The following is a 24,866-nucleotide window of genomic DNA, read 5'->3' as shown; positions in this document are numbered from 1 at the left end:
GGTAGGGGAAATATTGCCGGGGCCTTATGTTAAATCGTGCGCGGTGGGCCGAAGGTGACGTCGCTAGGCAAAGCGCTCCACGATCCGACCGAACTCGGGCAGCGCCGGGCCGACAATCTTCGCGGCCTTGCCACGCAGCGTGGAGTACACCTTCTTCACAGGGCCGGGCATGGAATCGACCTGCTTGTCACCCGCCTCGAGCATCGCCTTGACCACCTCGTCCTCGCGGCCGGAGAGGAACTCGCCGAACCCCTGCTGGCCGCTGGCCTGATAGGCGGACCAGTACGGTCCCAGCTCCTCCACAATCTGGGGGAGGAACTTGTTCACGCCCTTGGGGATGGCGTCCGCGTCGGCCTTCTTGCCAGCCGCCACCGCGGACTTCAGAGCCATGCCGGTAAGGCCGGACTGGCGGGAGATGGTCGAATCAACCAGGGAAGCGAGCTCCTGGACAACCTGGGGGCGCTTGGCTGCGTCGAGCAGCTGGGAAAGATCAGTCATGCCGCCAGTTTAACTGGAAAAACGGCCGGTTCGGGACCGGCCGTTTTCGGTTGCAGCTCTTCCACCACAGCGCTCAGGTGCCACATTTGTCACACAGCTAACTGCAACCACAACGGGCACAACGGTAACACAGGCGGTGGGGGCGCGCTAACGTTGGGGGAAGTACTCGTCGATGTACGTCTGCACGAACGCCGTGATCTCCTTCGCCGGGATGATGCGGTTGCCTTCCGACGACCCAGGCGCCCACTCCAGGTTGAACTGCCTCGCGGCCTGGTCGACGGCCTCGCGCGCTTGCGGGACGAAATCTACGATGATCTGCGCGACAGCAGCGGTGGTCAGCAGCGCAAGCGTGAGCGAAATCGGCGCCGAACCCGTGTAAGACCCTTCAAAGGCGCGCTTCTCCGGCACCTCGATGCCCTTGTCGTAGTCCGGGTAGTAGTCCGGGTTGGAGGAGCCTTTCGAACTGGTGGAGGACAGCTGGGAAACGGCGGTCTGCTGCGCGGAGGCGGGGGCAGGGGCCAGGGTAGCGGCGGCGAGGGTGGCGGCAGTCAGCGCCGCAGCGGTTTTCTTCATGGGGAACATGTTAGGCGGTGGGCAACGGCAAGTTCGGCCAGAGTCCCATCTGCTCCAACTGCGGCTTGGCTGCGAACGCTAGGCCGCCGAGCGCGGCGAGGACACCGAGCACAATAGCAATAATGCCGCCGGTGCTGGAGCCGGAGTTATCGCTCTCCGCCTCAAGTGTCGGCGTCGGGGTAGAGGTCTGGGAGGGTTTCGGGGTTTCTGCCGGGTCCGGTTGCGCGGTGGGCTCTAGCGTCGGGGTAGAGGTCTGGGAGGGTTCCGGGGTTGCTGTGGGGTCTGGTTGCGTGGTGGGTTCCGGTGTCGGGGTTTCTGTCGGGTCCGGTTCCGTAGCTGCAACAGTAATTTTCACGAAAACAGGCTTCGTCGAACCATCCTTGAAGGTGGCAGTAAGCTGCAGTAACCTCTCACCAATTTTCGTGCTTTCCGTAGCCGTCATCGACAGTCGACCACCGGGGAGAATTCTCATATTCATGCCCGGATTGTCAAAGTAACCGAAAGTGAGTTTGGCGCCTTCCGGCAAACCTTCTGGATCGACTTCGATGGTTTCCCCTGCCCTGACTGTGACGTCGGGGAACGTGATCTTTGCGGAGTCTGCCTCCGGGTTTTCCGGCATTATTAGCTCAAACACAGCCATCTCGATGCGGCGGGATCCATCGGAAAATTTCGCAGTCACCGGCACGGTCACCGTCTTGCCGGGGGTGGTGCGCTCTGGTGGCGTGAGAGAGACTTCTCCCGTCTTGGCGTCGACGGTGGTTGTCCAGCCGGGTTCTTTAAATTCGGGTTCGGAAAAAACGGTTCCTTCTGGCCAGCTGCCCGTCGGCTTTGAGGTGAACGGCCCAGGGGTTGGCACCTCCAACTCTTCGTAGGTCAGATCCGCTTTTTCGCTCAGCCACTTCCCGGGAGTGGTCACTGAAAAGACTGCATCTGCAATGCCGACGCGGCCGTCGGGATACGCCATCTGAATTGGGATGGAGAAATCACGCAGCTGCTTAATGGGCCGCTTCGGAGAGAAAGTCACTTCACCTGTATGCGGGTCGAGCTTGATGTCTGCGACTCCAAGAGCGAAGGGTTCGAGATCTTCTCGGAGGGTAAATGTGGTGCCCTTAGGGGCGTGGCCGACAAAAGTGGATACGGCTTGCTCGTCGCCTGCAAAATAGACCTTCTCCCAGCGGGGCTGAAACCTCTCCGCGTATGCTTCGTCTTTGGAGCGGAAAAAGGGATCGGATTTTTTGATACGCGCTGCGGTCTCGTCGGAAACCACCACGACGGGCGCTCCTTGGACGTAGAAGGAGCCGTCAGGGAAAGTAGCCTTCACGGCCACCTCTGTATTCCACCCAATCGGAAGCTGTTTAAGCGGTTCCACCGTTAGCGTGCCGTCGGCGTCCACATTCACGCGAAGTTCGTCCGGGGCGGTGGCCTCAAAGTGCGTGCCCTCGGGGAGCTCAACCTCGGAAGTGAGGAGGCGCCCGATGGCGGGCGTGCCGTTTGTAAAAAGCGGCTCGTAATACCCCTCGTGCTTGTGTGCCATCTCCCCCAGGAAGGTCACCGTTTGCACTGTCACTGGGTAGTCATGCGTGCGGAAGCCATCGGTCGCTGTGACGTAAAATCGGGCAACCTCGCCGGGGCTCACGTCCTCGGACACCTGGATGGTGACGATGCCGGTGCGCGGATTCGTCGTCAGTCGATAGCCAATATTCTCATCTTCACCCTCCAAGCGAACGTTGGTGGGAAATGTGTCATTCGGTGCGATCTGCACTGTGCTGCCTGGGACAACTCTGGCGGTGGGCCAGCTCAGCGTGCTCAGGGGGTCTTGCATTTGGGTGGTTGCTTCCTGGGCAATTGCGTGGGGGGAAACGATGCCGCCGACGAACATCGCGGCGGTTCCCGCGATTGCGATGGCAGTGCGTTGTAGCTTCATAGGAACCTCCGTAGGGGGAACTTGGATTATCCTGGATTGTAACTGCTGAACTGCGCGGAAGCGGGCTCAACGTGCAGCGACGGGAACCGTGCCACAACTTCTCGCGTCTAAACACCATGAGACAGCTCTACTGCGGCATGCGCATCGCCACCGGCAGCCTCCTGCACACCAACCCGGGGCGGGTCCCGCCAGGGATGGCCAGCGTCAACGGGCGGTTTGTGGTACCGCGGTTCGTCCTGAGGACAAGCGGTGTGGTGCTGCGCGATTCGCTGCGCCACCCGCGCCGGGTGAGCTATCCAGTGCCGGCGGAGTACCGGGCGGCGGCGTTCGCGCTCGCGCACCCGGGCGCGACGGTTTCCGGCTTCAGCGCGCTGGCGCTGTACGGGCTGCCGTACCTTGCGGACGCGCACGATGTGGTGCTGATTTCGTCGAAGGTTCGGAAGAAGGAACTCGGTGGCCAATTCAGTCCCACGCTGACCCGGCAGCCGCTCGGCCCAGGGGAGACGTGGCATGTGGTGTGCCGCGACGAACCCATCCGGGTGGTCGCGCCCGCCGTTGCCGCCGCCCAGGCCCTCAGGCTGATCCGTGTCGGGGAGTGCTCGTGGCCGGTCGTGGCGCCCGCCGATGAGGAGGTGTTCGTGCGTGCGGTGCAGCTTGTGGACGCCTGCCGCAGGTTTCTCGGCATCGCTCCTGAGGCGATCGCCGCAGCGAGCAAGGGCCGCGTGGACAACAGGTGGCTCGCCTCGGTGCTGAAGGCGTCGAGTGCGCTTGCGGATTCGCCGAAGGAGACCGAGATGCGCCTTCTGGCCGGCAAAGTGGCCAGGGATTACGGTCTTGAGCTGCGGGAACAGGTGGAGTTTTTCGACCGAGGCGAGTTGGTCACCCGCGCTGACCTGGCCTTTCCGGAGCCGCGGGTGGCGCTGTACTACGACGGCGCAAACCATGACGATCCCGGTCGCCGGATCAAGGACACTCGCATCGACCTCTACCTCACGTCCATCGCGTGGCAGCCGCTGCGGTACGCCACGAACATGCTGGGTGGCATGCCGAAACACTTGGCGGTGGTGCTGGAGGAGCGTGGGTGCGCACGATTTGACGGGCGGAAAATCTGACCTGGGCTTTTAAGGTGCGAAATCGTGCGAAATGTTAGATCGTGCGCAGCTGCCTATCGACGTTCCTTAGGTTCACCCCGCCCAGCGCCGGTACACCTCAGCGGCGACGTCTGCGAAACCGGGGTTGGACCCGGAGAGTGGCTCCAAAAGCCGGATGGTCTCGGCCAGGGCGGTAGCGGCCGCCCCCACTGAGTCGAACACCGGGACCCCATGAAAGCGGGACCCGGGCACGGCGGCGCAGGCCGCCAAAGCAGCGAAAGAGCGGACCTGGCAGCCGTGGAAGGCGCAGTACTCGTCGGCGACGGCCAAAAGCTGCTCGCCGGAAAAGCCTCTCACGGGCGGGCCTGCCTGATCCGGGACTCCATCCCGGAGTAGGAGGGGATGAGGGTGCGGGCGAGGTCGGTGACGTGGGCGTCGTCAAGCAGGCGCGATGCTGCCGTGACTACCGCACGGCGCGCCGCCTCCTGCTTTGAGCACCCCCACGCGGACGCCAAGAGGACGAGCGCCTTGTCCTCGTCTGCGGTCAACCGAAGCGTCATAGCCATACCATTGTGATACCAGGTTGCTCCTTCGCTCCAAGCAGAAGCCCCGCTAGACTCCATACACATGGCTGATGACACCACTGGCGGCTTGGACCGCATTCAACCAATCGACATCAACGAGGAGATGCAGACCAGCTACATCGATTACGCCATGAGCGTGATCGTGGGTCGCGCCCTCCCCGAGGTGCGCGACGGCATGAAGCCGGTGCACCGCCGCGTGATCTACGCGATGTACGACGCGGGCTTCCGCCCCGAGCGCTCCTACGTCAAGAGCGTGAAGGCCGTCGGCGAGACAATGAGTAACTACCACCCGCACGGCGACAGGGCCATCTACGACACCCTGGTGCGCATGGCGCAGCCGTGGGCCATGCGCTACCCGCTTGTGGACGGCCAGGGCAACTTTGGCTCGCCAGGCAACGACGGCCCGGCCGCGATGCGTTACACGGAGTGCAAGCTCACCCCGATCGCCATGGAGATGGTCCGCGACATCCGCGAAAACTCCGTGGACTTCGCGCCGAACTTCGACTCCAAGACACAGGAGCCGACCGTCCTGCCGTCCCGCGTGCCAAACCTGCTGATGAACGGCTCCAACGGCATTGCGGTGGGCATGGCCACCAACATCCCGCCGCACAACTTGAACGAGTTGGCGGACGCCATCCAGTGGATCCTCGACCATCACGACGCGGAGGAGAAGGAAACCCTCGACGCCGTGATGGAGCGCGTGAAGGGCCCAGACTTCCCCACGGCGGGCCTCATCGTGGGCGACCAGGGCATCAAGGACGCCTACACCACCGGCCGCGGCTCCATCCGCATGCGCGGCGTGACCGAGATCGAGGAGATTGGCAACCGCCAGGTCATCACCATCACGGAGCTGCCGTACCAGGTCAACCCGGACAACTTCATCCACAACATCGCCGAGCAGGTCACCGCCGGCAAGATGGTGGGCATCTCCAAGATTGAGGACGAATCCTCCGACCGCGTGGGCATGCGCATCGTGGTCACGCTGAAGCGCGACGCGGTGCCGCGCGTGGTGCTGAACAACCTGTACAAGCACTCGGCTCTGGAGACGAACTTCTCCGCCAACATGCTTTCGATTGTGGACGGCGTTCCGCGCACCCTGCGCCTGGACCAGATGCTGCGCTTCTACGTCAAGCACCAGATCGAAGTCATTGTGCGCCGCACCCAGTACCGTCTGGACGAGGCCGAGAAGCGCGCGCACATCCTGCGCGGCCTGGTCAAGGCGCTGGACATGCTGGACGAGGTCATCGCTCTGATCCGCCGTTCGCCGACCGTGGACGACGCCCGCCAAGGCCTCATCGACCTCCTCGACGTGGACGAGATCCAGGCCAACGAGATCCTGGCCATGCAGCTGCGCCGCCTGGCGGCCCTGGAGCGCCAGAAGATCATCGACGACCTGGCCGCCATCGAAGAGCAGATCGCGGACTACAAGGACATCCTGGCCAAGCCGGAGCGCCAGCGCGAGATTGTGGGCGACGAGCTGGGGGAGATCGCGGATAAGTACGGCGATGAGCGCCGCACCCAGATCGTCGCCGCAACCGGCGACGTCACCGAAGAAGACCTCATCGCCCGCGAGAACGTCGTGGTCACCATCACCTCCACCGGCTACGCCAAGCGCACGAAGGTGGACGCCTACAAGTCCCAGAAGCGGGGCGGCAAAGGCGTGCGCGGCGCCGAACTGAAGCAGGACGACGTGGTGAAGAACTTCTTCATCTGCTCCACGCACGACTGGATCCTGTTCTTCACCAACTTCGGCCGCGTCTACCGGCTGAAGGCATACGAGCTGCCGGAGGCGGGCCGCACCGCCCGCGGCCAGCACGTGGCCAACTTGCTGGAGTTCCAGCCGGAGGAGAAGATCGCCCAGATCATCCAGATCCAGTCCTACGAGGACGCCCCCTACCTGGTGCTGGCCACGCGCGACGGCCGCGTGAAGAAGTCGCGCCTGACCGATTACGAGTCCGCGCGTTCCGCCGGATTGATCGCCATCAACCTCAACGAGGGCGACGCGCTGATCGGAGCTTGCCTCGTGGCCGAGGATGACGACATCCTGCTGGTGTCCGAGCAGGGCCAGTCCATCCGCTTCTCCGCGGACGACGAGCAGCTGCGCCCCATGGGCCGCGCCACCGCTGGCGTGAAGGGCATGCGCTTTAAGGGCGACGACCAGCTGCTCGCCATGACCGTAGCCAAGGACGGCGAATACCTGCTGGTGGCCACCTCCGGCGGCTACGGCAAGCGCACTCCCATCGAGGAATACAACGCGCAAGGCCGCGGCGGCATGGGTGTGATGACCTTCAAGTACACCCCGAAGCGGGGCAAGCTCATCGGTGCGCTCGCGGTGGCCGAGGACGACCAGATCTTCGCCATTACCTCCGCCGGCGGCGTGATCCGCACCGAGGTGGATCAGATCCGCCCGAGCTCGCGGGCCACTATGGGTGTGCGGCTCGTGGACCTCGCCGACGGCGTGGACCTGCTGGCCATCGACCGCAACGTCGAGGATGAAGGCGAGGAGGAGGCCACCGCCGTGGCCACCGGGCAGAAGACCATTGAGCAGGCGCTTCACGACGGCGCGTCCGCAAGTACCAACGCCGACTCCGCTGGCGAGGATGAGGAGTAGCCCGTGGCTGTCCGAAAAGTGACCGTGCGCAACATCGGCGCCGGATCCACCTTCAAGGTGGCCTCATTGCTGGCAATGGTCGGGTTTATTGCCTGGATGGGCGCATGCCTGCTGGTCTATTACGGCCTGGAGCGCGCCGGGGTTGTGGACTCGGTGAACTCGCTCATCGGCGGCGTGGGAGGCGACCAAGTGGTGGACATGAAACTGGCCATGTCTGCCGCGGGCCTCCTGGGCCTTGTCGGGTTCCTGTTCCAGGTGATCATGGCCCCGCTGACGGTGGTCATCTACAACGCTGTCGCGGACCTGGTGGGCGGCATCAGCTTCACCATGTCCAACCGGGCGAAGTAGGGCGTCACCTGCCGGCTTTACCTACGCCAGCTAGAAGGCCAGCAGGCCGTTCAAGGCGGCACCGGCGATGCCCAACACAGCGAGGGCTGCAACGACGGCGCCGATGATGGCGGCCACGTTGGTGTTCTTACCGGCCGTGACGGGGGCCTCAACCTGGACCTCACGCTTCTCGGCCTTGGTCTCCACCGGGGCAGCGGGGGCGTGGCCGACAGCTGCGCCCTGTGAGACGAAGCTGACGCCGAGCTCGATGGCGTCGTGGCCGATACGCGGGGTGTTCAGCACGAGCGCGTCCCAGTCGGCCGGGACCTCGATCGGGCCGTCGGTCCCTTGCGCGGTGTATCCGCGCTCGGAGTAGTTGAAGTGGGAGAACTGTTGGTTGTAGTTCATCACCGAGACGTAATCCGGGGAAGCGGCGTGGTTGCGGGGCAGCTTGCGGGTCGCGTCCGCGGCACCGTTGTGGCGCAGCCCGAGGGTGTGGCCGAACTCGTGGAGGATGGCGTTGCGCAGCTGCTCGTCGGTAGTGATCTGCGAGTTTTTGCCCACGAAGAAGGCGCTGTCACCCACCAAGGCAACGCCGGTGGCCATGTTGCCGCGGTCGATCTGGTCGCCGATGAGACCGAGGCGGAACACGTTGGAGCGGTCGCCTAGGTGCGTCTCAATGTCCTTGAGCAGGCGTATCCCCGTGACTTCACCGTTGAAGTAGTACTGGGAGTAGGGGAGGACCTCTCCACCGTGGAACTCCGTGTAGTTCGCAATGTTGGTGAAGGTCTCGCCCGCGTCGATGTGCAGGGTGATGCCGTGCTCGTCGAAGAGGTCGACGATGTCCTGCAGCGACTGCGCGGATGGAGCGAAGCTTGCGCCGTTGTGCGGCGCCATCCAGTTGAGTTGGAGGAACAGATCCGGGCGGTTGGGGTCGACGCCCCACTCGTGCAGCGGCAGCTCGGTGCCGTCTTTGAGCACGACGCCGCCCGTCTCCCAGTCGTCCGGCAGGCCGTCGTTGTCGGAGTCGATCGCGTACTCGGCCTCGGCGAGGGAAACGAGGGCGGAGGGATCCTGCGCTGCCGTCTCGTCGGCGGCAGCGGGCTGGATGCCGGTGAAGGCCAGTGCGGCGGCAAGTGTTCCGGCAATTGCGGCGTTGGCCTTCATATCTGCGCGCATCTCGTTTGCTCCTTGAGTGTCCGGTGGTTGATACGGGCTGCTTCGATGACCATGACTTTATGCAAGGTGTATGCGCAGGTAAACCGGGGAGTACGCGCAGCCGGATCGTTCAACACTTGCCGCGGATTGTTCAACGTTTCTAGGCCGACTAGCTGGCGGATTGTTCAGCAATCCGGTCGCAGGCGGCGCACTTTGTTCAACGATCAGCCCCCTCTGGCACCGTCAAATTATGCATGCATAAAATGCAGCTAAGATAGTACGAAAGGGGACGGGACCGTCACCAGCAGCTTTCTGGCCCAGCGGTCGCATAAACTGCTATAGAAAACGCCGACGAGTAGCGGAACACCGGATTGTTCACCACTTTCCCCGCCTGGCTACCCCCTCCCGCTACCCCCGGCGAACCGAAGGTTGAAACGTCGTGAAGCAAGCGCTCGTATTTAGGCCACACGCTGGCGATTTGGAGGTATGTGGGGTGCTCTGTAATATTCCTATTCGTTCCAAGGGCCTATAGCTCAGTCGGTTAGAGCGCATCGCTGATAACGATGAGGTCGCAAGTTCGATTCTTGCTAGGCCCACTGCCCGAAAGGGCGACGGGGCATTAGCTCAGTTGGTAGAGCACCTGCTTTGCAAGCAGGATGTCAGGAGTTCGATTCTCCTATGCTCCACAGAATGGCTCCCTCCCATGCGGGGGAGCCTTTTTGCTTTGCGATGTAAACTTCGCACTTTCCACCGCGAAAGTGAGCATGAGTTTCGCACTTTCCACTGCCAAAGTCAGAATAAAACTCCGAAATGGCAGGTAGACAAAGTGTGAAAGTGAGAATATAGTGTGAGCTGTGTCTTGGACTGAGCGACGGTTGCGTGAAACCCTTTCCCAGTTGCGCGCGTTTGGGGACGATACAAGCTTGGTTGAGTGCAAAACAGCAGGTGGGGGAGTCCCTGAGCAACTCGGCGAGACGCTGTGCGCGTTTGCGAACATGCCACAAGCTGGCGCGCTCATTCTTGGGGTGAGTGAACGGCGTGGGTTCGAAGTCACCGGCGTTGCCGAGCCCGCGAAGATGGAGAAATCCGTGGTAAACGTGAACCGGAGTGCGGTGACACCGGCGCCACAGTTGGAGTTTTTCCACCACGTGCTTGACGGGAAGAACGTAGTCGTTGTGGAAGTCACGCCACTTCTGCCTTCAGAAAAGCCGGCGAAGTTCGAGGGTAAACCATTTTTGCGCCAGGCCGACGGCGACTACGTGATGAATTCGAATGACTTGAAAATGCTGTCGCTGTCGGCACTGACTGAGACCCAGCAGCACCATTTCGATTTTGAATCTTTGCCGGGAACCGATTCCGCCTTGCTTGACACCAGCGTGCTCAACACATACATGAAAACGGTGCGTGCTTCCCGGAGCCGCATAGCCAAAATCGACGATGTCACTCAGCTACTGCAGGTCACTAACGTTACGGACAGCCATGGCAACGTTCGACTTGGCGGTTTGTACGCGCTGGGCTACCTCCCGCAATCGGTTGAGCCAGCACTTGGAGCGACAGCGGCGGTGCGGCTGGCTCGAGGGGAAGGAGCCGGCCGAAACAGGAACCTCACTGAGATCGAGGGTCCGTTGCCCGTGATGCTGGCGGAAGCGATGGACTGGATTCGGCGAAATGCGGACACCGTAAGCCGCTACACCGAAAACGGCCACTTAGTGGATCAGCCGGAGTTTCCTCCAAGCGCTATCCGAGAAGTGCTCTCGAACGCTCTGGTGCACCGGGACCTTGGGCCCTCGGTGGACGTGGGCAAAAAGGTGGAGATCAGGCTCACGGAGCGCATGCTCATAATTGTCAGCCCAGGCGGCTTGCGTGGCCTATCTGTTTCTCAGCTTGAGGCACCTTCACTGACTAAAGCCCCGGTAAATAAGCGTCTGTACGAGATCGCGCGTTACCTCCGCATGGATGACGGGGAGCGTGTAATTGAGGGAGAAGGTGGCGGCATTCAGGAAATCCTGACTGCGATCCGGGAGGCTCGCCTGCCCAAACCAAAGTTCATAGACAACGGTGTCGAATTCAAGGTTCTCTTCCCGCGCGGATCCCGTTTCACGAAAGAAGAGGATGACTGGTTGGAGGGGTTGCAGCGCGACGGGCTGCGGTTGACCCCGACGGAGGAAGATCTTCTGGTGGACCTGCGGAATCACGGTGGTGCCACGCTTTCCGGCATCCTGCAGCGTTACTCGCCTTACAGTGAACAGTTTTGCAAGAGGATGTTGGACAGGCTCACGGAGACAGGGGTACTCCAGGAGACTGACGGCCGGTACACCTTGCCTGGAACCCGGAGCGACACACTGAGGTTCGAGGCCCCGCGGTCCGACATCACCGCCGCGTTCCACACTGATGGTCTGGCTTCCCTTGGCAAGAACGTTCCCTCCGTCTACCGGGCGTTTACTCCTGGCGCACAGGTCACGTTGAAGGAGTTGCAGGCGGCGACGGGCCTCTCGGTGGCGCAAGTGCGCTACGCCCTTGAACCCCTTCTCCACCACGGGCACGTGGTCATGCTCGGCGGTCAAGGCCGCCGGGGCACGACGTATCGGTTGAAGTACTGAGAGTTTCGCACTTTTCACTGTCAAAGTCAGAATGAAACTCCGAAATGGCGGGTAGACAAAGTGTGAAAGTGGGAATTCTAGAACGACAATTTTCCCACCAGTATTATCGCCGCCGCCACCTACGACAAGTCCAAGGAGTAGCGCCGTGGCCGCACGGTAAGCTCACAGCCGTGAACACCTCCCTCTCCCGCTACGACGCCATGGCGGACAAGGCGGCGGCGCAGGTGATCGCACGGTATTCCACGAGCTTTTCCCTGGCCACGAAGGCGTTGGCGAGGCCGGAGCGCACGCACGTCCGCAACCTGTACGCCGTGGTACGCATTGCGGACGAGATTGTGGACGGCGCGGCAGAGCAGGCCAACGAGTGCCCGGAAACCGCCCTCGACCTGTACGAGGAGCAGGTGCTCCACGCGCCGCGCCACCGTTTCCACACGGATCCGGTGTTGCACGCGTGGGCGCGCACCCACCGCGCGTGCAACATCGACAACAGCCACATGGAGGCGTTTTTCGCCTCGATGCGCGCGGATCTGACGCAGACGGAGTTCACTCCGGAGGAGCTGGATACCTATATATACGGCTCGGCTGAGGTGATCGGGCTGATGTGCTTGGACATTTTCATGCGCGACCGCGCGTCCGCGGATCGCCGTGTGTTGGAGGACGGCGCCCGCGCGCTCGGCAGCGCGTTTCAGAAGGTCAATTTCCTGCGTGACCTGGGGGAGGACCGTCGTGCGCTGGGGCGCGCGTACTTTGGCACCCAGCTTGACGACGATCTCAAGCTCTCCCTGACCAACGGCATCACCGCCGAGCTGGACCGCGCCCAGCAGGCCATCGCGCTTCTGCCGCGGTCTGTGCGCGGGGGAGTGGCCGCAGCCGAGGCGCTGTATCGGGAGCTCAACTCCAAGATCGCGACGACGCCGGCAGCGCAGCTGCAGACGACGCGCATCGGCGTGCCCAACCACCGCAAGCTATGGCTCACAGCCCGGGCCATGAAGAAAGCGACAACCGCATGACACAGCCGAAAACCGCCATAGTGATCGGCGCCGGTGTGGCCGGAATGGCCACCGCCGCGTTGCTTGCGCGAGAGGGCATCCGCACCACCGTGGTGGAGAAGCTGCCCACCTACGGCGGCCGCGCCGGCAACGAAACCGTCGGCGGCTTCCGGTTCGACACCGGCCCCAGCTGGTACCTCATGCCGGACGCCTTCGACCACTTCTTCGCCCTCTTTGGCAAACGCACCGAAGACGTGCTGGACCTCAAGCCGCTCACCCCCGCGTACAGGCTGTTCCCGGAGGGCGAGATGCCTATCGGCGTCACCTCCGGCCGCGACAACGCCATCGAGCTGTTCGAATCCATAGAGCCCGGCGCCGGCGAGAAGCTGCGCGAGTACCTGGACAGTGCGGCGGAAACCTACGACCTGGCGCTGGAGTGCTTCCTCTACACCACTTTCCGCTCGCTCGCGCCGTTTGCGCAGATCACGGGCCAGTACGGCAAGCTCGCGCGCTACCTCACCGAGCCGCTGGATCGCTTCGTGGCCAGCCGCTTCACGGACACCCGCCTGCGCCAGATGCTCACCTACCCCGCGGTATTCCTCTCCTCGCACCCCGCGCGCACGCCGAGCTTGTACCACCTGATGAGCCACACGGACCTCACCCAGGGCGTGGCGTACCCGCAGGGCGGTTTCGCCGCAGTCATGGACGCTATCTACGACCTGGCTGTGGAACAGGGAGTGCGCTTCTCCTTCGACACCGAGGTCGCGGCCATCGATTACAGCGGGCGCAAGGCCACGGGCATCACGCTTATCGACGGCCAAAGGCTCCCCGCCGACATCATCGTCTCCGCCGCAGACCTCCACCACACCGAAACCCGCCTGCTGCCGAAGAAGAAGCAGACCTACGCCGAGCGCTATTTCGCCCCGCGCGACCCCGGCCTCGGCACCGTGCTGGTCATGCTCGGCGTGGAAGGCGAAATTCCGGAGCTGGCCCACCACAACCTGCTGTTCTCCCGGCAGTGGGAAGACGACTTCGCGGCGGTGTTCGACGGCCCTGTGGCGCAGCGTCCCCTGGGCGCCTCCCGGTCGATCTACGTGTCCAAGCCGTCCGCCACTGACCCCGACGTGGCACCGGCCGGGCACGAGAACCTCTTCGTGCTGGTACCCGTCGCCGCCGAGGAGGCGATCGGCCACGGCAACATGTACCGAGAGCAGGCAAGCGGGCAGGTGGAGCGCATCGCCGACGCGGCGATACAACAGATCGCGCAGTGGTGTGGGGTGGAGGGGTTAGACCGAAGGGTCGTCGTGAAGCAGACGCTCGGGCCCGCGGACTTCGCCGAGCGCTACCACGCGTGGTCCGGCGGGTCCATCGGACCGGCGCACACGCTCCGGCAGTCGGCGTTTTTGCGCGGGTCCAACAAGAGCCGCAGGCTGGACAACCTCTACTACGCGGGCGCCACCACCACGCCAGGGGTCGGCGTGCCCATGTGCCTGATCTCCGCCGAGAACGTGCTCAAGCGTCTGCGCGGGGACACCAGCCCGGGCGCGCTGCCGGAGGCGCGGTGATGCAATTCGCGTACCTGGGGGCGCTGCTGTTTTCGCTGGCAGGGATGGTGATCATCGACCACCGTTGGAAAACCGCGTTCTTCCGCAACCCTCGCAAGGCCGCACTCGTGTCCGCGGGGATTCGCCGTACATGGTGGGCGTGGATCTGGCGCCGCAGCTGCCGCTGGAAGAGTCGATCTTCCTGTTCTTTCTCACCTACCTGACCATGAACCTGACGGGACTCTTGCGCGCGTGACATAACGGCGTCTTCGATTACGAATCCGACATTGTCAACCCCGCAAAGGCGGCGTTGAGGGCGCGGTGCTGCCCAGGTCCATGCACCGGCCGCTCCTGATCGCCTCCGCCGCCACCGTGATCCCGTTCGCACTGTATCTATTTGCGGTGGGGACGTGGGCGTTGTCGGCGGCGCTGGCTCTGGCGCTGTTTGCGGTGGTGGCGTACTCCGCGCCGCCGCTGCGCTTCAAGGAGGTTCCGTTGTTGGACTCCGTGACCTCGCCCGCGCACTTCACGCTGCCCGCAGTGGTGGGCGCGCTGATCGGCGGCGCTTTCATCGGCGGCTACCTCGGCCTGGCATTGGCGGCTTTCTTTCTGTGGGGGATGGCGAGCCACGCGTTGGGGGCCGTGCAGGATGTCCAGTCCGACCGCGCCGGGGGGTTGCGCTCCGTGGCGACCGAGCTGGGCGCTCGCCTTACGACGCGCTCCGCCTCCACCCTCTACCTGGCAGCAGCCGCCCTCTGCTTTGCGTTGCCTTCACCCGGCTGGGCAGTGGGCCTGCTCGGGCTGGGGTACGTTGCCAACACGGTAAGGTTCTGGAACGTCACCGACGCTACCTCCGCTGTTGTGAATCGAGCCTGGCGGGTGTTCCTCTGGCTGAACTACCTCACCGGAGCGGCCGTGACCTTTGCCGTGCTGGCCAGCGCCGCACGCTGAATTGGCTTTGTTGAACAATCGCTGGGTGTGTGGTGAAGATCACCTTGCTTTTTTCTTCCTGAGTGTTGACTAAAGGTCAAGGTCAGGGGGTCGATTTTCTGAGTTTCTGCGGGTCAGTCGGCGTTTTGGATTGTTGTACGGGGGTGCGGACTATTTTCCAAGCCGATCTTGCGATTAAATGTGTAGTTATCAGTTTGGAGATCCGTGTTCAGGTGATCTCAAGGCTGCTTCGAATATCTCCTCCGACTTGTAAGGAATGAAGCCGTTGAAGAACGCAAATCTTAAGAAGCGCGTCCTCGCCACCATGGTTTCCGCCACGGTGGCGTTTGGTGGTGTAGCTGTCGCAGCTCCGTCCGCTGACGCGGACCAACGCATTACTAGCCAGTACTCCGCGCTCGATAGTGCAGACCAGCACGTTGCGCTTGCATATAACGCGACGCAGAAGGTCAACCGTGCCATGGAAATGATGGACACCGTGTACGGCCCGGGCTGGTGCATCGACCGTCACCTGGACGTCCCGTTCGACGACACGCAGTACGACGTGCGAAAGCTGGACGGCACCTCCGGCTTCTACGGTTTCAACTACGACTACGGCGGGGACCTGAAGATTCACCCGGACATTCAAAAGGCCGCCATCAACCTGACCAAATCCATGTTGGACTCGTACTACGCAGGTCAGGAAGCGGAAGCCAAGCGCAAGAACTTCGCCCTCCAGGCACTGCTCTCCAACAACCTAGAAATGCTGGACCAGCTCCGCGGCCACATCTACGGCGCGTTTACGCTGGGCAACAGCAACGGCACTGCACCGAGGGTGACCCAACAGGAGTTCCTGCAGTGGACCGGTTTCCAGATCGGCCAGAACTACGGCAAGCCGCTCGGCCAGTCCGCGTTCTACCTGGTCAAGAACGAGCAGGCGTTCTCCCAACTCAAGGTCAAGTCCGGCGAGTACGTCACCGTGCTGGTTCCGAAGAACTACAACGTCTACGCGGACCTGGACCAGGAGCGCACCAACCAGCGCATCGTCATCGTGGCGCAGCCGGGCCTGGAGGGCTACGAGCCGCACAAGACCGTCATCCGTGAGACCGTCACGGTAACCCCGTCCGCGGAGACCGTGACCGAGACCGCCAAGGGCCCCACCGTCACCGTCACCGAGCGTGTGCGCGCAACCGAGTTCACTGAGGTGGAGGAGCGCCCGACCATCACCAAGACGGAGCGCGTCCAGCCGGTGAAGACCATCACCCAGACCGCTTCCCAGCCGGACAAGACCGTCACCGCTTGGGCTCAGCCGGAGATGTCCGGTGTGACGGAGACCTACACCCGTGAGCCGGTCACCGAGACCGTTACCGAGACGGCTCCGACGCCGACCGTGACCAAGTACCTGGACGAGCCGGTTGTGGTGACCAAGACCGAGACCATCACCCCGACGGCCACCGAGGACGCTCCGGAGAAGACCAACACGGTCACCCAGACCGCTGACCCGGTCTACGTCACCGAGACGACCACCCTGCCGGAGGAGACCGAGACCACCACGGTCACCGCCGCTCCGAAGACCGTCGTTTCCACGGTGCACACCACCGTGACCAACGTGGAGAAGATCGAGCGCACCACCGAGGTTGAGCGCTACTACCGCCAGTACAAGTACGCCTTCGACTTCCGCAACTCCGACAAGTCCCAGCAGCTCGAGGTCGGCGGCCTGGGCGACTGGAAGATCGACTTCATCGACGACTCCAACGGCCTGGTCAAGGTGGAGAAGAAGCTCGTAGACGGCAAGTACGTCCTCGAGGTCACCCCGGTCAAGGAAGGCACCGGCACCGTCCGCATCGTCGTGGTTGACTCCGAGGGCAACCGCAACGAGTACACCATCAACGTGGTCAACGAGAAGGCCGAGCAGGTCGAGATCACCGAGGCTGTTCAGAACAACCACTACTTCAACGTGGGTGTGGGCAGCTACTCCCAGACCATCCAGGTGCCCAAGGGCTGGAACTACGAGATCGTCGAGGGCGGCAACTTTGCCGACACCGAGGCTGTCGAGGGCGGCTTCCGCCTGAAGGTGAAGGACAACGTCCTGCGCGGCACCGTCAAGGTGAAGGTGTTCGAGGAGGTTGACGGCAAGAAGACCGGCAACGAGACCAACTACATCTTCAACATCGACGCGATGGGCGACCGCTTCAACCAGACCCGCACCATTGGTAACGCCAACTCCTACAAGCTCGAGGTGGCAAACGTTGAGGAGCAGCCGAAGATCGTCTCCGGCGAGGACCTCATCGAGAGCATCGTCAAGGGCGAGGACGGCTTCTGGGTGATCACCCCGAAGTCCGGCGCCGAGGGCGACGTGGTCATCGAGGCCACCGACAAGGACGGCAACGTCTACACCTACACCCTGAAGATCAAGCAGGGCACCAACGTTCTCGTGGACGTGGAGACCCACACGATCAACGAGGGCGAGTCCGTGAAGATCACCGCCGAGGGCGATGACTTCGAGCTTGAGGCTATTGATGGCCAGGCTGGCTACAACCCGGACAACTGGGAGATCCAGCGCAACGGCCGCGAGTGGACCATCGTGAACAAGGAAAACGGTGCCGCCACTTTCAACCTGTACAAGAAGGACGCGAACTCCGAAGAGGGCCGCATCCTGGTTGGCGTGTACACCGTGATTGCCAAGCCGAAGGCCGCTCCGACCTTCAAGCCGGCTGAGATCGAGCGCACCATCTTCGACCGCAACACCCTGGACATCACCCCGGGCAAGGTCGGCGACACCCCGAACAAGGTTGAAGTGACCAAGGGCGGCGAGAACGTCACCGTGGTTATGGAGGACGGCAAGTACCGAGTGCTGCCGAAGCCGGGCTTCGAAGGCGACGTCGTGCTCACCGAGACCGCCCAGGGCCAGACCGTGGTCACCTACACCATCCACGTTGTGCCGAGCTCGGTCGAGGAGATTGAGAAGCCGGCGAAGGCAGGCTCCGATGTCACCTTCACCGGCATGAAGGACGGCCAGGAGCTGCGCATCACCCAGGGCGAGGACCTCGTTGACACTGCGAACTCCAACCTGGAAAAGGGCCAGATCAAGTTCGTTCCTGGTGCAAGCGGCCTCGTTGTCATTGAGAACCTCAACTCCCGCGGCCTGCCGCTCCAGAAGTTCACTTTCGACGTTTCCCCGGTCGATCCGGTTGAGTCCACCGTCGAACTCAACGGCAACAGCGCTGCGCGCATCGGCCTGCCGTCCGGCCTGACCTACGAGATCGACGGCCCGGACCTGGTGGACATCGTGCGCGACGGCAACGAGCTCGTCATCACCCCGAAGGACGACGCCAAGGGCACCACCACCGTTCTGGTGAAGGACGAGCGTGGCAACGTGCTCTACCGCTACATCCTCAACGTGGACGGCACCAACAAGCCGGCGAAGAACTCCACGGTCAAGGAGACCTACACCATCAGCACCGACGGCTCCTACAAGGTTGTTCGTCGCAACGACAACCCGCTGAAGGTGACCGAGGGTTCCGAGTGGGTGAACATCGACGAGCGCGACGGCCAGTGGATCGTTACCCCGAAGGGTCCGGAGTCCGTTGGCAAGGAGGTTGTCATCGTCGAGCAGCGTGGCGACGTCATCGTCCGCCGCGATGTTGTGAAGATTGTTCCTGAGGCGAAGCCGCTGCGCTACACCGAAGAGCGTGGCACCCTGGTCAACGAGCTGACCGGTCGCATCATCAAGGGCGACCCGAAGAACGAGATCCGCTACATCCGCGGCAAGGACCTGGTCACCGAGAAGACCCTGCCGAACGGCACGATCCAGCTCACCCCGGTGGAGGGCAAGACCGGCAACCTCCTCGTTGAGGAAGTTGATTCCGAGGGCAACCCGGTCCGCATCATCGAGCTCGAGGTACCGAAGAACCCCGACTTCGCAGAGGGCAACACCCTGCCGGAGATCAAGTGGACCGGCAACAACAAGGACGGCTGGACCGTCAACGTCACCGGTGGCTCCAACAGCGTTGACATCAAGCTGTGCGAGGATGGCGACCCGGCCAAGGGCACCTGCACCAAGCTGGTGCCGCTCGACCCGAACAACGTGGTGCCGGGTAAGGGCACCGCTGAAGGCTCCGAGCTGAAGATCAAGCCGGGCGACTACCTCAACGGGTACAAGTACATCGTGCTTGACGGCACCCACAACGGCATGGGCACCGATGTCCGTGTGGTGATCGACGTCGCGGCTGGCGCCGAGCTGAACACCACGCAGACCGAGAAAGGCTCCTCGGAGCTCGACGGCAAGTGCATCGCCTCTATCGTGGGTCTGTCTGCGCCGCTGTTGCTGGCTATCCCGCTGGGCATCCTGTCCCAGGTCCAGATCCCGGGCCTGGAGGGCCTGTCCGCACAGGTCAACAACGCGATCCGTGAGGCGAACGACCAGATCCAGCGCGGTCTGGGCATCTACGACAATGATCGCGCTCAGCGCGCGGCTGGCCTGCAGGGTGCCTTCTCCGTGCAGAACCCGGAGATGCTCGGCCTTGCAGCTGGCTCGCTGGCTGCGATCACCCTGGGCTTGCTGATCGTTGACGGCGTCATGCGCGCCTGTGGCCAGGAGGAGATGACATCCTCCTACAAGATTGGCGAGGCCACGGACAGCGAGTTCCTGATGCACGGCTCTTCCGGCAAGTCGGCAGAGTCTACGAAGAAGGAGTCGGCGTCGTCCTCCAAGGACAAGGCTGCTTCCGCTGAGAAGTAAACCTCTTCGCAAAGGGTGAATGCCCGGAGATGCAAATCTCCGGGCATTCACCCTTTTTCACGCTTTGTTGAACAATCGCTGGGTGTGTGGTGAAGATCACCTTGCTTTTTTCTTCCTGAGTGTTGTCTAAAGGGCAAGGTCAGCGGGTCGGGATTATGGGTTTGTGCGGGTCAGTCGGCGTTTTCGGTTCTTGTGCGGGGGTGCGGACTATTTTCCAAGGCGATCTTGCGATTAAATGTGTAGTTATCAGTTTGGAGATCCGTGTTCAGGTGATCTCAAGGCTGCTTCGATTATCTCCTCCGACTTGTAAGGAATGAAGCCGTTGAAGAACGCAACTCTTAAGAAGCGCGTCATGACTGCGCTTATTTCCACCACTGCCGTACTTGGCTCGGTGGCTGCTGTAGCGCCGTCTGCGTCTGCAGCTGTGGGCGACGACCCTTTCTTGACCGTGAACGCATACCAGAAGCTGAACAACGACGAACTTGCGGCGTACATGAACGCAAAGAAGTCGGAGGGTAGCGACTGGTCCATCAACCTGCTGCCGACCACCCTCGGCCCGGGCTGGTGCGTTGACTGGGGTCTGGGCAACGGTTGGAACGACCCGACCGCCGGTTACGAGCCGCGCAAGCTTACTGGCGCATCCGGCCGTGTCGGCGACGGTTACGGCATCAGCGAGGAAGTTCGCCTCGGTGCTATCAACGCGACGATGAAGCTGCAGGCGGACTACGCTGCATACGCCAAGGGTGATACCTCGCTGCAGCGCATTCAGGCGATTAAGACCGACGAAATCGCACTTCGCGCTCTGCTGGGCAACGACCTCGGCGCCCTGAACGCTGTCCGCGAGGCAATTTACAAGGGTCAGCGCGAGCTGTCCGATCTTGGCGAGCGCGAGTCTGGCACCACCCCTGTGGTCACTAACGCAGTCTTCGAGCAGATCACTGGCTTCCGCGTCGTCGACGCGGGCTCCGGCGCCCCGCGTTACCGCATTGTGCCGAACGAAAATAAGATCAAGCAGTTCCGTGAGCAGTACTCCAACGGCGAGTATGTCACCATCCTGGTGCCGAAGAACTACAACTTCTCCGTGCGTGTGAACCGCACCAAGACGTTCCAGCGCATCGTGCCGATCGAGCAGCCGGGTCTGAACCCGGAGAAGCCGAAGTGGGACGGCCAGATCACCGAGTGGGTGACCCCGCCGGCAACCCAGACCACGCAGACCATCACCCTGCCGCCGCAGACAGTTACCCGCACCGTCGAGCAGCCGCCGAAGAACGTCACCACGACCGTGACCTACCCGAAGACCACGGTCACCGAGACCAACGTGCTACCGCCGCGCACCGTCACCTACACCACGACGCAGCCCCCGCGTACGGTGACCGAGACCTCCACCAACGAGACCACGACCTTCACCAATGTGAAGAAGTTCCCGCCGGTAGTCACGACCGTGACCTCCACCGAGCCGGACAGCTACGTCACCACCCGCGTGACCACCCCGGGCCGTGAGGTCACCAAGACCATCACCCCGGACCCGATCACCTCCACCGTGAAGACCACAGTCAACGGCACCCCGGTGACCAAGACTGTGACCGAGACCCCCGGCGCTTACACCACCGTTGTGAAGACCCCGGGCCAGCCGACCACTGTCACCGAGACCGTGACCGCTGAGACGAAGACCGTCACCCGCGAGCCGTCCACCGTTGTTGAGACCGTGAAGACCACTCCGGTCAAGACCACGGTTGAGACCCAGCCGGCCACCACCTCGGTGCTGACCAAGACGGTCACCCCGGCTCCGGAGGTCGCAACCACGACCGTTGTCCACAACGAGAACTACTTCAGCGAGAAGGTGTACGAGTCCGTCAAGGAAGTTCGCGAGTACTACAACTTCGCGGGCTTTGCTCAGGGCGAGAAGTCTAAGGAAATCGAGCTGCCGGGCAACCTGGGCGATTCCTGGACCTTCGAGATCATCAAGGGTGGCGACATTGTCATCGTTGAGCGCACCGACGAGGGCAAGCTGAAGATCACTCCGAAGCCGGACTTCAAGGGCGAGGGCGAGGTTGAGATCCTCATCACCGATGCCCAGGGCAACCAGTACATCTACCGCGTGAAGGTCAGCGACGTTGTCAACGTTGAGACCGCCACGAAGGTCAAGGTCAACAACTTCTTCTACACGATCAACCCGGGCAGCAACGACCGTGTCCGCGTTATCCCGAAGAACACGAAGGACACCTTCGACTACTTCTTCGTGGACAAGGACGGGAACCCGCTCGAGATCACCCCGAGCCAGGTTGAGGTTCGCGACGATGAGAACAAGGTCACCGTCGACGTCAAGGATCCGACGTTCCGCGGCAACGTCATCGTTCGTGTCACCGAAGAGAGTGGCGACATTCGCGAGAACATCGTCACCGTCGAGACCACCACCTCCAAGTTCGACGTGACCCGCCAGATCCTGGACACCTCCACCTCCATCATCGAGCGCCGCGGCGGCACCTACACGATCGTCTCCGGCGAGGGCAAGGTCGACATCACGCAGAGCGAGGACGGGACCAACTGGCTGGTCAAGCCGAAGAAGGGCGAGACCGGCGAGGTGAAGATCGTCTTCACCGACGACAACGGTGTGGAGTACAACTACACCCTTGAGATTGTCAAGGACCCGAACGGTGGCCCGACGCTGCGCAACGACTCGATCGAGAACCTGCCGAACGAGCACGCGCAGATCGACATCAAGGACGGCTGGACCTACGAGATCGTCGAGGGCAAGGACGTCATCACCCTCGAGGAGTTCACGCACAAGGACGGCAAGCACCTCAACGCGCGTCCGCTCGACGACGAGGCGTACGGCACTGCGATTGTCCACGTCAAGGAGAAGGACGGCCAGCTGGTCGCTATCTGGACCATCAACGTTGCGCCGCCGCGTGACTGGACCGGCCAGATCAAGGTCGTAGAGAACGAGACGAACGTTGTGGACCGCTCCATCGTCCGCATCTTCCGCGGCATCGAGGAGGACGCTGAGCAGGGCCTGAAGGGGAACATCCTCGAGGTCGTCGAGGGCGAGGACCTCATCGACACCGATCGCTCCACCATGGGTGACAACGGTGCGTGGGAGCTGCACTTCAAGCCGGGTAAGACCGGCAAGGTTGTGGTGAAGGAGTACCAGCAGCGCGGCGACGACAAGGCTCCGGACCACATCAGCACCTTCATCTACAACGTTGGTGAGCCGCAGATCCGCGAGATCAACTACAACGTCACCTCCGACAACGTGCTCGACCTGGCTGGCTCCAACCTGTCCATCGTTGAGGGTAAGGACCTCATCGCGCTCAAGGACGGCGAAACGCTGCCGGAGGACGCAGTCAAGGAAGGCGATGAGACCCCGAAGGGCGTCAAGGAGCTGAGCCTGGATCTCAAGCGCGAGGCTGAAGGCACCCTGGTCATTGAGAACCGCAACGACGAGGGCTATCTCTTCGAGCGCTACGCCATCAACGTGACCCCGGGCCGCGACGCCAACGTCACCCCGATCAAGCGCTCCATGTCCTGGAACGCCATCGCTGAGGTGGTCTTCAACCAGGACAAGGAGTACCCGGACACGTTCAAGGTTCTCGAGGGCGAGGATCTGATCAACGTCAAGGAAGGCGAGAACAACCTCACCATTACCGGCAAGAACAGCAAGACCGGTAAGGCTGTCATCGAGGTCAAGGACAAGCGTGGCGTTTGGGCCATCTACGAGCTGGACATCACCGACCCGCAGGTCGGCGGCCGCGAGTACACGGTGTCCACCAACGCCGAGTTCGTAGCAACCATGGTGAAGCAGGAGAACACTTTCCAGGTTGTGGAAGGCGCCCGATTCTTCGAGGCGCCGCAGGACCGCAACGGCCAGTGGGTGCTCAAGCCGAAGGCCGACGCTGCCGGCAACAAGGGCCTCGTCGTTGAATACGACAAGAACGGCAACGAGATCAACCGTTACCGCATCAACATCACCCAGGGCAAGGTCTCGCAGACCCGCGACGTCCGCGATTACCTGATCGAGGGCCAGACCCGCAAGTTCCCGCAGCTGTCTGCGCAGAACACTTTCGTGGTCGTCTCCGGCGCTGAGCACGTGGACTACTCCACCGAGAACGGCGAGCTCGCAATCACCGCAAAGCCGGGCACCGCGGGCAAGAAGGTCCGCGTTGAGGAGCACAACACCAACGGCGACGTGGTCCGCAACATCCTGTTCACCGTTGTTCCGGAGGGCGCCGTTTCCGCCGAGGGCGCAACGGCTGGCGGCAACAAGGATCTGCCTGGCATCACCATCAACAACAACACCGAGTCCGGTGCTGTGAACGTCGAGTTCAAGCAGGGTGTCAAGGACATGGCCATCATCAGCGGTGATGTGACCAAGATCCCGACGGCAGAGGGCGTCACCCTGCAGGGCACGCCGGAGGCCATTGCAAAGGCGAAGCAGTGCATCGCCGACAAGCAGGCCAAGGGCGAAACCGTGAAGCCGGGCGATTGCGGTATCCCGGTTGAGTACCTGCTCATCGATGCGGAAGGAAACCAGGCCTACAAGCCGGGCACGATCACCGTCGAGGTGAGCATGGGTGGCGAGCTGAACATCAACACCCAGACCGAGCAGAAGGGCTCTTCCGCAGAGCTCGACGGCGAATGCATCGCCGGCATCGTGGGCCTGTCCGCCCCGCTGCTGCTGGCCATCCCGGTCGGCATCCTGTCGCAGGTGCAGATCCCGGGTCTGGAGCACGTCTCCGCGCAGATCAACGCTGCGATCCAGGAGGCGAACACCCAGATTCAGCGCGGCTTGGGCATCTATGACGAGGATCGCGCCCAGCGCGCAGCCGGTATCCAGGGCGCGTTTGCCATCGACAACCCGCAGGCCATCGGCCTCGCAGCCGGCGCACTGGCTGCGATCTCGCTGGGTCTGCTGGCAGTCGACGGCGTCATGCGTGCCTGCGGTGCGGAGGAGTACACATCCTCCTACATGCTGGGCAAGGCAACCGGCAACGAGACGCTGATGAATGGCTCCTCCGGCAAGACCTCCGAGGCCCCCAAGGCCGGCGAAGAGGCTGAGGGGAACGCTGGGGGCTCGGCAAGCGGCTCCTCCTCCAAGGAGAAGTAATCCCCCGAAGAGCTAATGCCCACCAGGCCCCCCTGGTGGGCATATCTCTTGCCCCGTCGAGGGGGAATTTGAGTTTCTGCGGGAGGATGCTTACCCCAGGATGCCTACTTCTCGACGAACCACTGGCCACACACCACAACAGTCCCGAGGAATAAGCATCCCGGAGTAAGCATCTACCGCCGCGATCACGACGGC

The 24,866-nt window shown here is 62.5% G+C and carries 16 protein-coding genes and 2 tRNA genes; 12 read left to right on the top strand and 6 right to left on the bottom strand.

The genetic code is table 11. The features are described 5' to 3' along the window. Positions 1–63: 63 nt before the first annotated feature. The 3 genes from HMA55_RS01105 to HMA55_RS01095 form a co-directional block, all read right to left on the bottom strand. Positions 64–498 carry a DUF6918 family protein gene (locus HMA55_RS01105; RefSeq protein ID WP_181191251.1) on the bottom strand — a complete coding sequence of 145 codons (435 nt, stop codon included), beginning with the start codon at positions 496–498 and terminating at the stop codon, positions 64–66. Positions 499–645: 147 nt separating this feature from the next. Continuing rightward, positions 646–1,071: a hypothetical protein gene (locus HMA55_RS01100; protein ID WP_181191250.1), complete on the bottom strand. Its 426-nt coding sequence runs from the start codon at positions 1,069–1,071 to the stop codon at positions 646–648. Between the two features lie 10 nt (positions 1,072–1,081). Further along, complete coding sequence (locus HMA55_RS01095; protein ID WP_181191249.1) at positions 1,082–2,995, bottom strand: Rib/alpha-like domain-containing protein; 1,914 nt, start codon at positions 2,993–2,995, stop codon at positions 1,082–1,084. 116 nt (positions 2,996–3,111) lie between these two features. On the opposite strand from HMA55_RS01095, the gene HMA55_RS01090 reads away from it, so the two are divergent. Then, entirely contained in the window at positions 3,112–4,107 is a 996-nt protein-coding gene (locus HMA55_RS01090; protein ID WP_181191248.1) for a hypothetical protein, read from the top strand. 72 nt (positions 4,108–4,179) lie between these two features. Here HMA55_RS01090 and HMA55_RS01085 read toward each other — a convergent pair whose 3' ends face one another. Beyond that, the gene (locus tag HMA55_RS01085; protein WP_181191247.1) at positions 4,180–4,443 is read right to left on the bottom strand and encodes a TetR family transcriptional regulator; all 264 of its coding nucleotides are present in this window, start codon (positions 4,441–4,443) and stop codon (positions 4,180–4,182) included. Further along, positions 4,440–4,652, bottom strand: a complete 213-nt coding sequence (locus tag HMA55_RS01080) for a CopG family transcriptional regulator (protein ID WP_181191246.1) — start codon at positions 4,650–4,652, stop codon at positions 4,440–4,442. The genes HMA55_RS01085 and HMA55_RS01080 overlap by 4 nt, the downstream gene beginning before the upstream one ends. A 61-nt stretch (positions 4,653–4,713) precedes the next feature. On the opposite strand from HMA55_RS01080, the gene gyrA reads away from it, so the two are divergent. Both gyrA and HMA55_RS01070 read left to right on the top strand, forming a co-directional pair. Continuing rightward, complete coding sequence (gene gyrA / locus HMA55_RS01075; RefSeq protein WP_181191245.1) at positions 4,714–7,281, top strand: DNA gyrase subunit A; 2,568 nt, start codon at positions 4,714–4,716, stop codon at positions 7,279–7,281. 3 nt (positions 7,282–7,284) lie between these two features. Continuing rightward, positions 7,285–7,629 (top strand): DUF3566 domain-containing protein, encoded by a 345-nt coding sequence (locus tag HMA55_RS01070; protein WP_181191244.1) that lies wholly within the window; start codon positions 7,285–7,287, stop codon positions 7,627–7,629. Positions 7,630–7,659: 30 nt separating this feature from the next. Here the strand turns inward: HMA55_RS01070 and HMA55_RS01065 are convergent, their stop codons facing one another. Further along, the gene (locus HMA55_RS01065; RefSeq protein ID WP_181191243.1) at positions 7,660–8,787 is read right to left on the bottom strand and encodes a zinc-dependent metalloprotease; all 1,128 of its coding nucleotides are present in this window, start codon (positions 8,785–8,787) and stop codon (positions 7,660–7,662) included. Positions 8,788–9,288: 501 nt separating this feature from the next. Here HMA55_RS01065 and HMA55_RS01060 point away from each other — a divergent pair. The 9 genes from HMA55_RS01060 to HMA55_RS01020 all read left to right on the top strand — a co-directional run bounded on the left by HMA55_RS01060 (position 9,289) and on the right by HMA55_RS01020 (position 24,671). After that, a tRNA-Ile gene (locus HMA55_RS01060) sits at positions 9,289–9,362 on the top strand. Between the two features lie 17 nt (positions 9,363–9,379). Beyond that, a tRNA-Ala gene (locus tag HMA55_RS01055) sits at positions 9,380–9,452 on the top strand. Between the two features lie 237 nt (positions 9,453–9,689). Next, positions 9,690–11,366, top strand: coding sequence for an ATP-binding protein (locus HMA55_RS01050; RefSeq protein ID WP_235961563.1), 1,677 nt, complete (start codon positions 9,690–9,692; stop codon positions 11,364–11,366). A 170-nt stretch (positions 11,367–11,536) separates the two neighbouring features. Continuing rightward, positions 11,537–12,376 (top strand): phytoene/squalene synthase family protein, encoded by an 840-nt coding sequence (locus HMA55_RS01045; protein ID WP_308239979.1) that lies wholly within the window; start codon positions 11,537–11,539, stop codon positions 12,374–12,376. Then, a complete protein-coding gene (crtI, locus tag HMA55_RS01040; RefSeq protein WP_181191241.1) occupies positions 12,373–13,920 on the top strand; it encodes a phytoene desaturase family protein in 1,548 nt (515 codons plus the stop codon). The genes HMA55_RS01045 and crtI overlap by 4 nt, the downstream gene beginning before the upstream one ends. A gap of 64 nt (positions 13,921–13,984) precedes the next feature. Next, complete coding sequence (locus HMA55_RS01035; protein ID WP_235961561.1) at positions 13,985–14,155, top strand: hypothetical protein; 171 nt, start codon at positions 13,985–13,987, stop codon at positions 14,153–14,155. A gap of 80 nt (positions 14,156–14,235) precedes the next feature. Further along, positions 14,236–14,850, top strand: coding sequence for a prenyltransferase (locus HMA55_RS01030; RefSeq protein WP_181191240.1), 615 nt, complete (start codon positions 14,236–14,238; stop codon positions 14,848–14,850). A 265-nt stretch (positions 14,851–15,115) separates the two neighbouring features. Next, the gene (locus HMA55_RS01025) at positions 15,116–19,567 is read left to right on the top strand and encodes a hypothetical protein (protein WP_181191239.1); all 4,452 of its coding nucleotides are present in this window, start codon (positions 15,116–15,118) and stop codon (positions 19,565–19,567) included. 352 nt (positions 19,568–19,919) lie between these two features. Further along, positions 19,920–24,671: a hypothetical protein gene (locus HMA55_RS01020; RefSeq protein WP_181191238.1), complete on the top strand. Its 4,752-nt coding sequence runs from the start codon at positions 19,920–19,922 to the stop codon at positions 24,669–24,671. Positions 24,672–24,866 lie beyond the last annotated feature (195 nt).

The organism is Corynebacterium wankanglinii (assembly GCF_013601005.1).
Taxonomy (GTDB): Bacteria; Actinomycetota; Actinomycetes; order Mycobacteriales; family Mycobacteriaceae; genus Corynebacterium; species Corynebacterium wankanglinii.
This window is presented reverse-complemented; position numbering and strand designations above follow the sequence as displayed.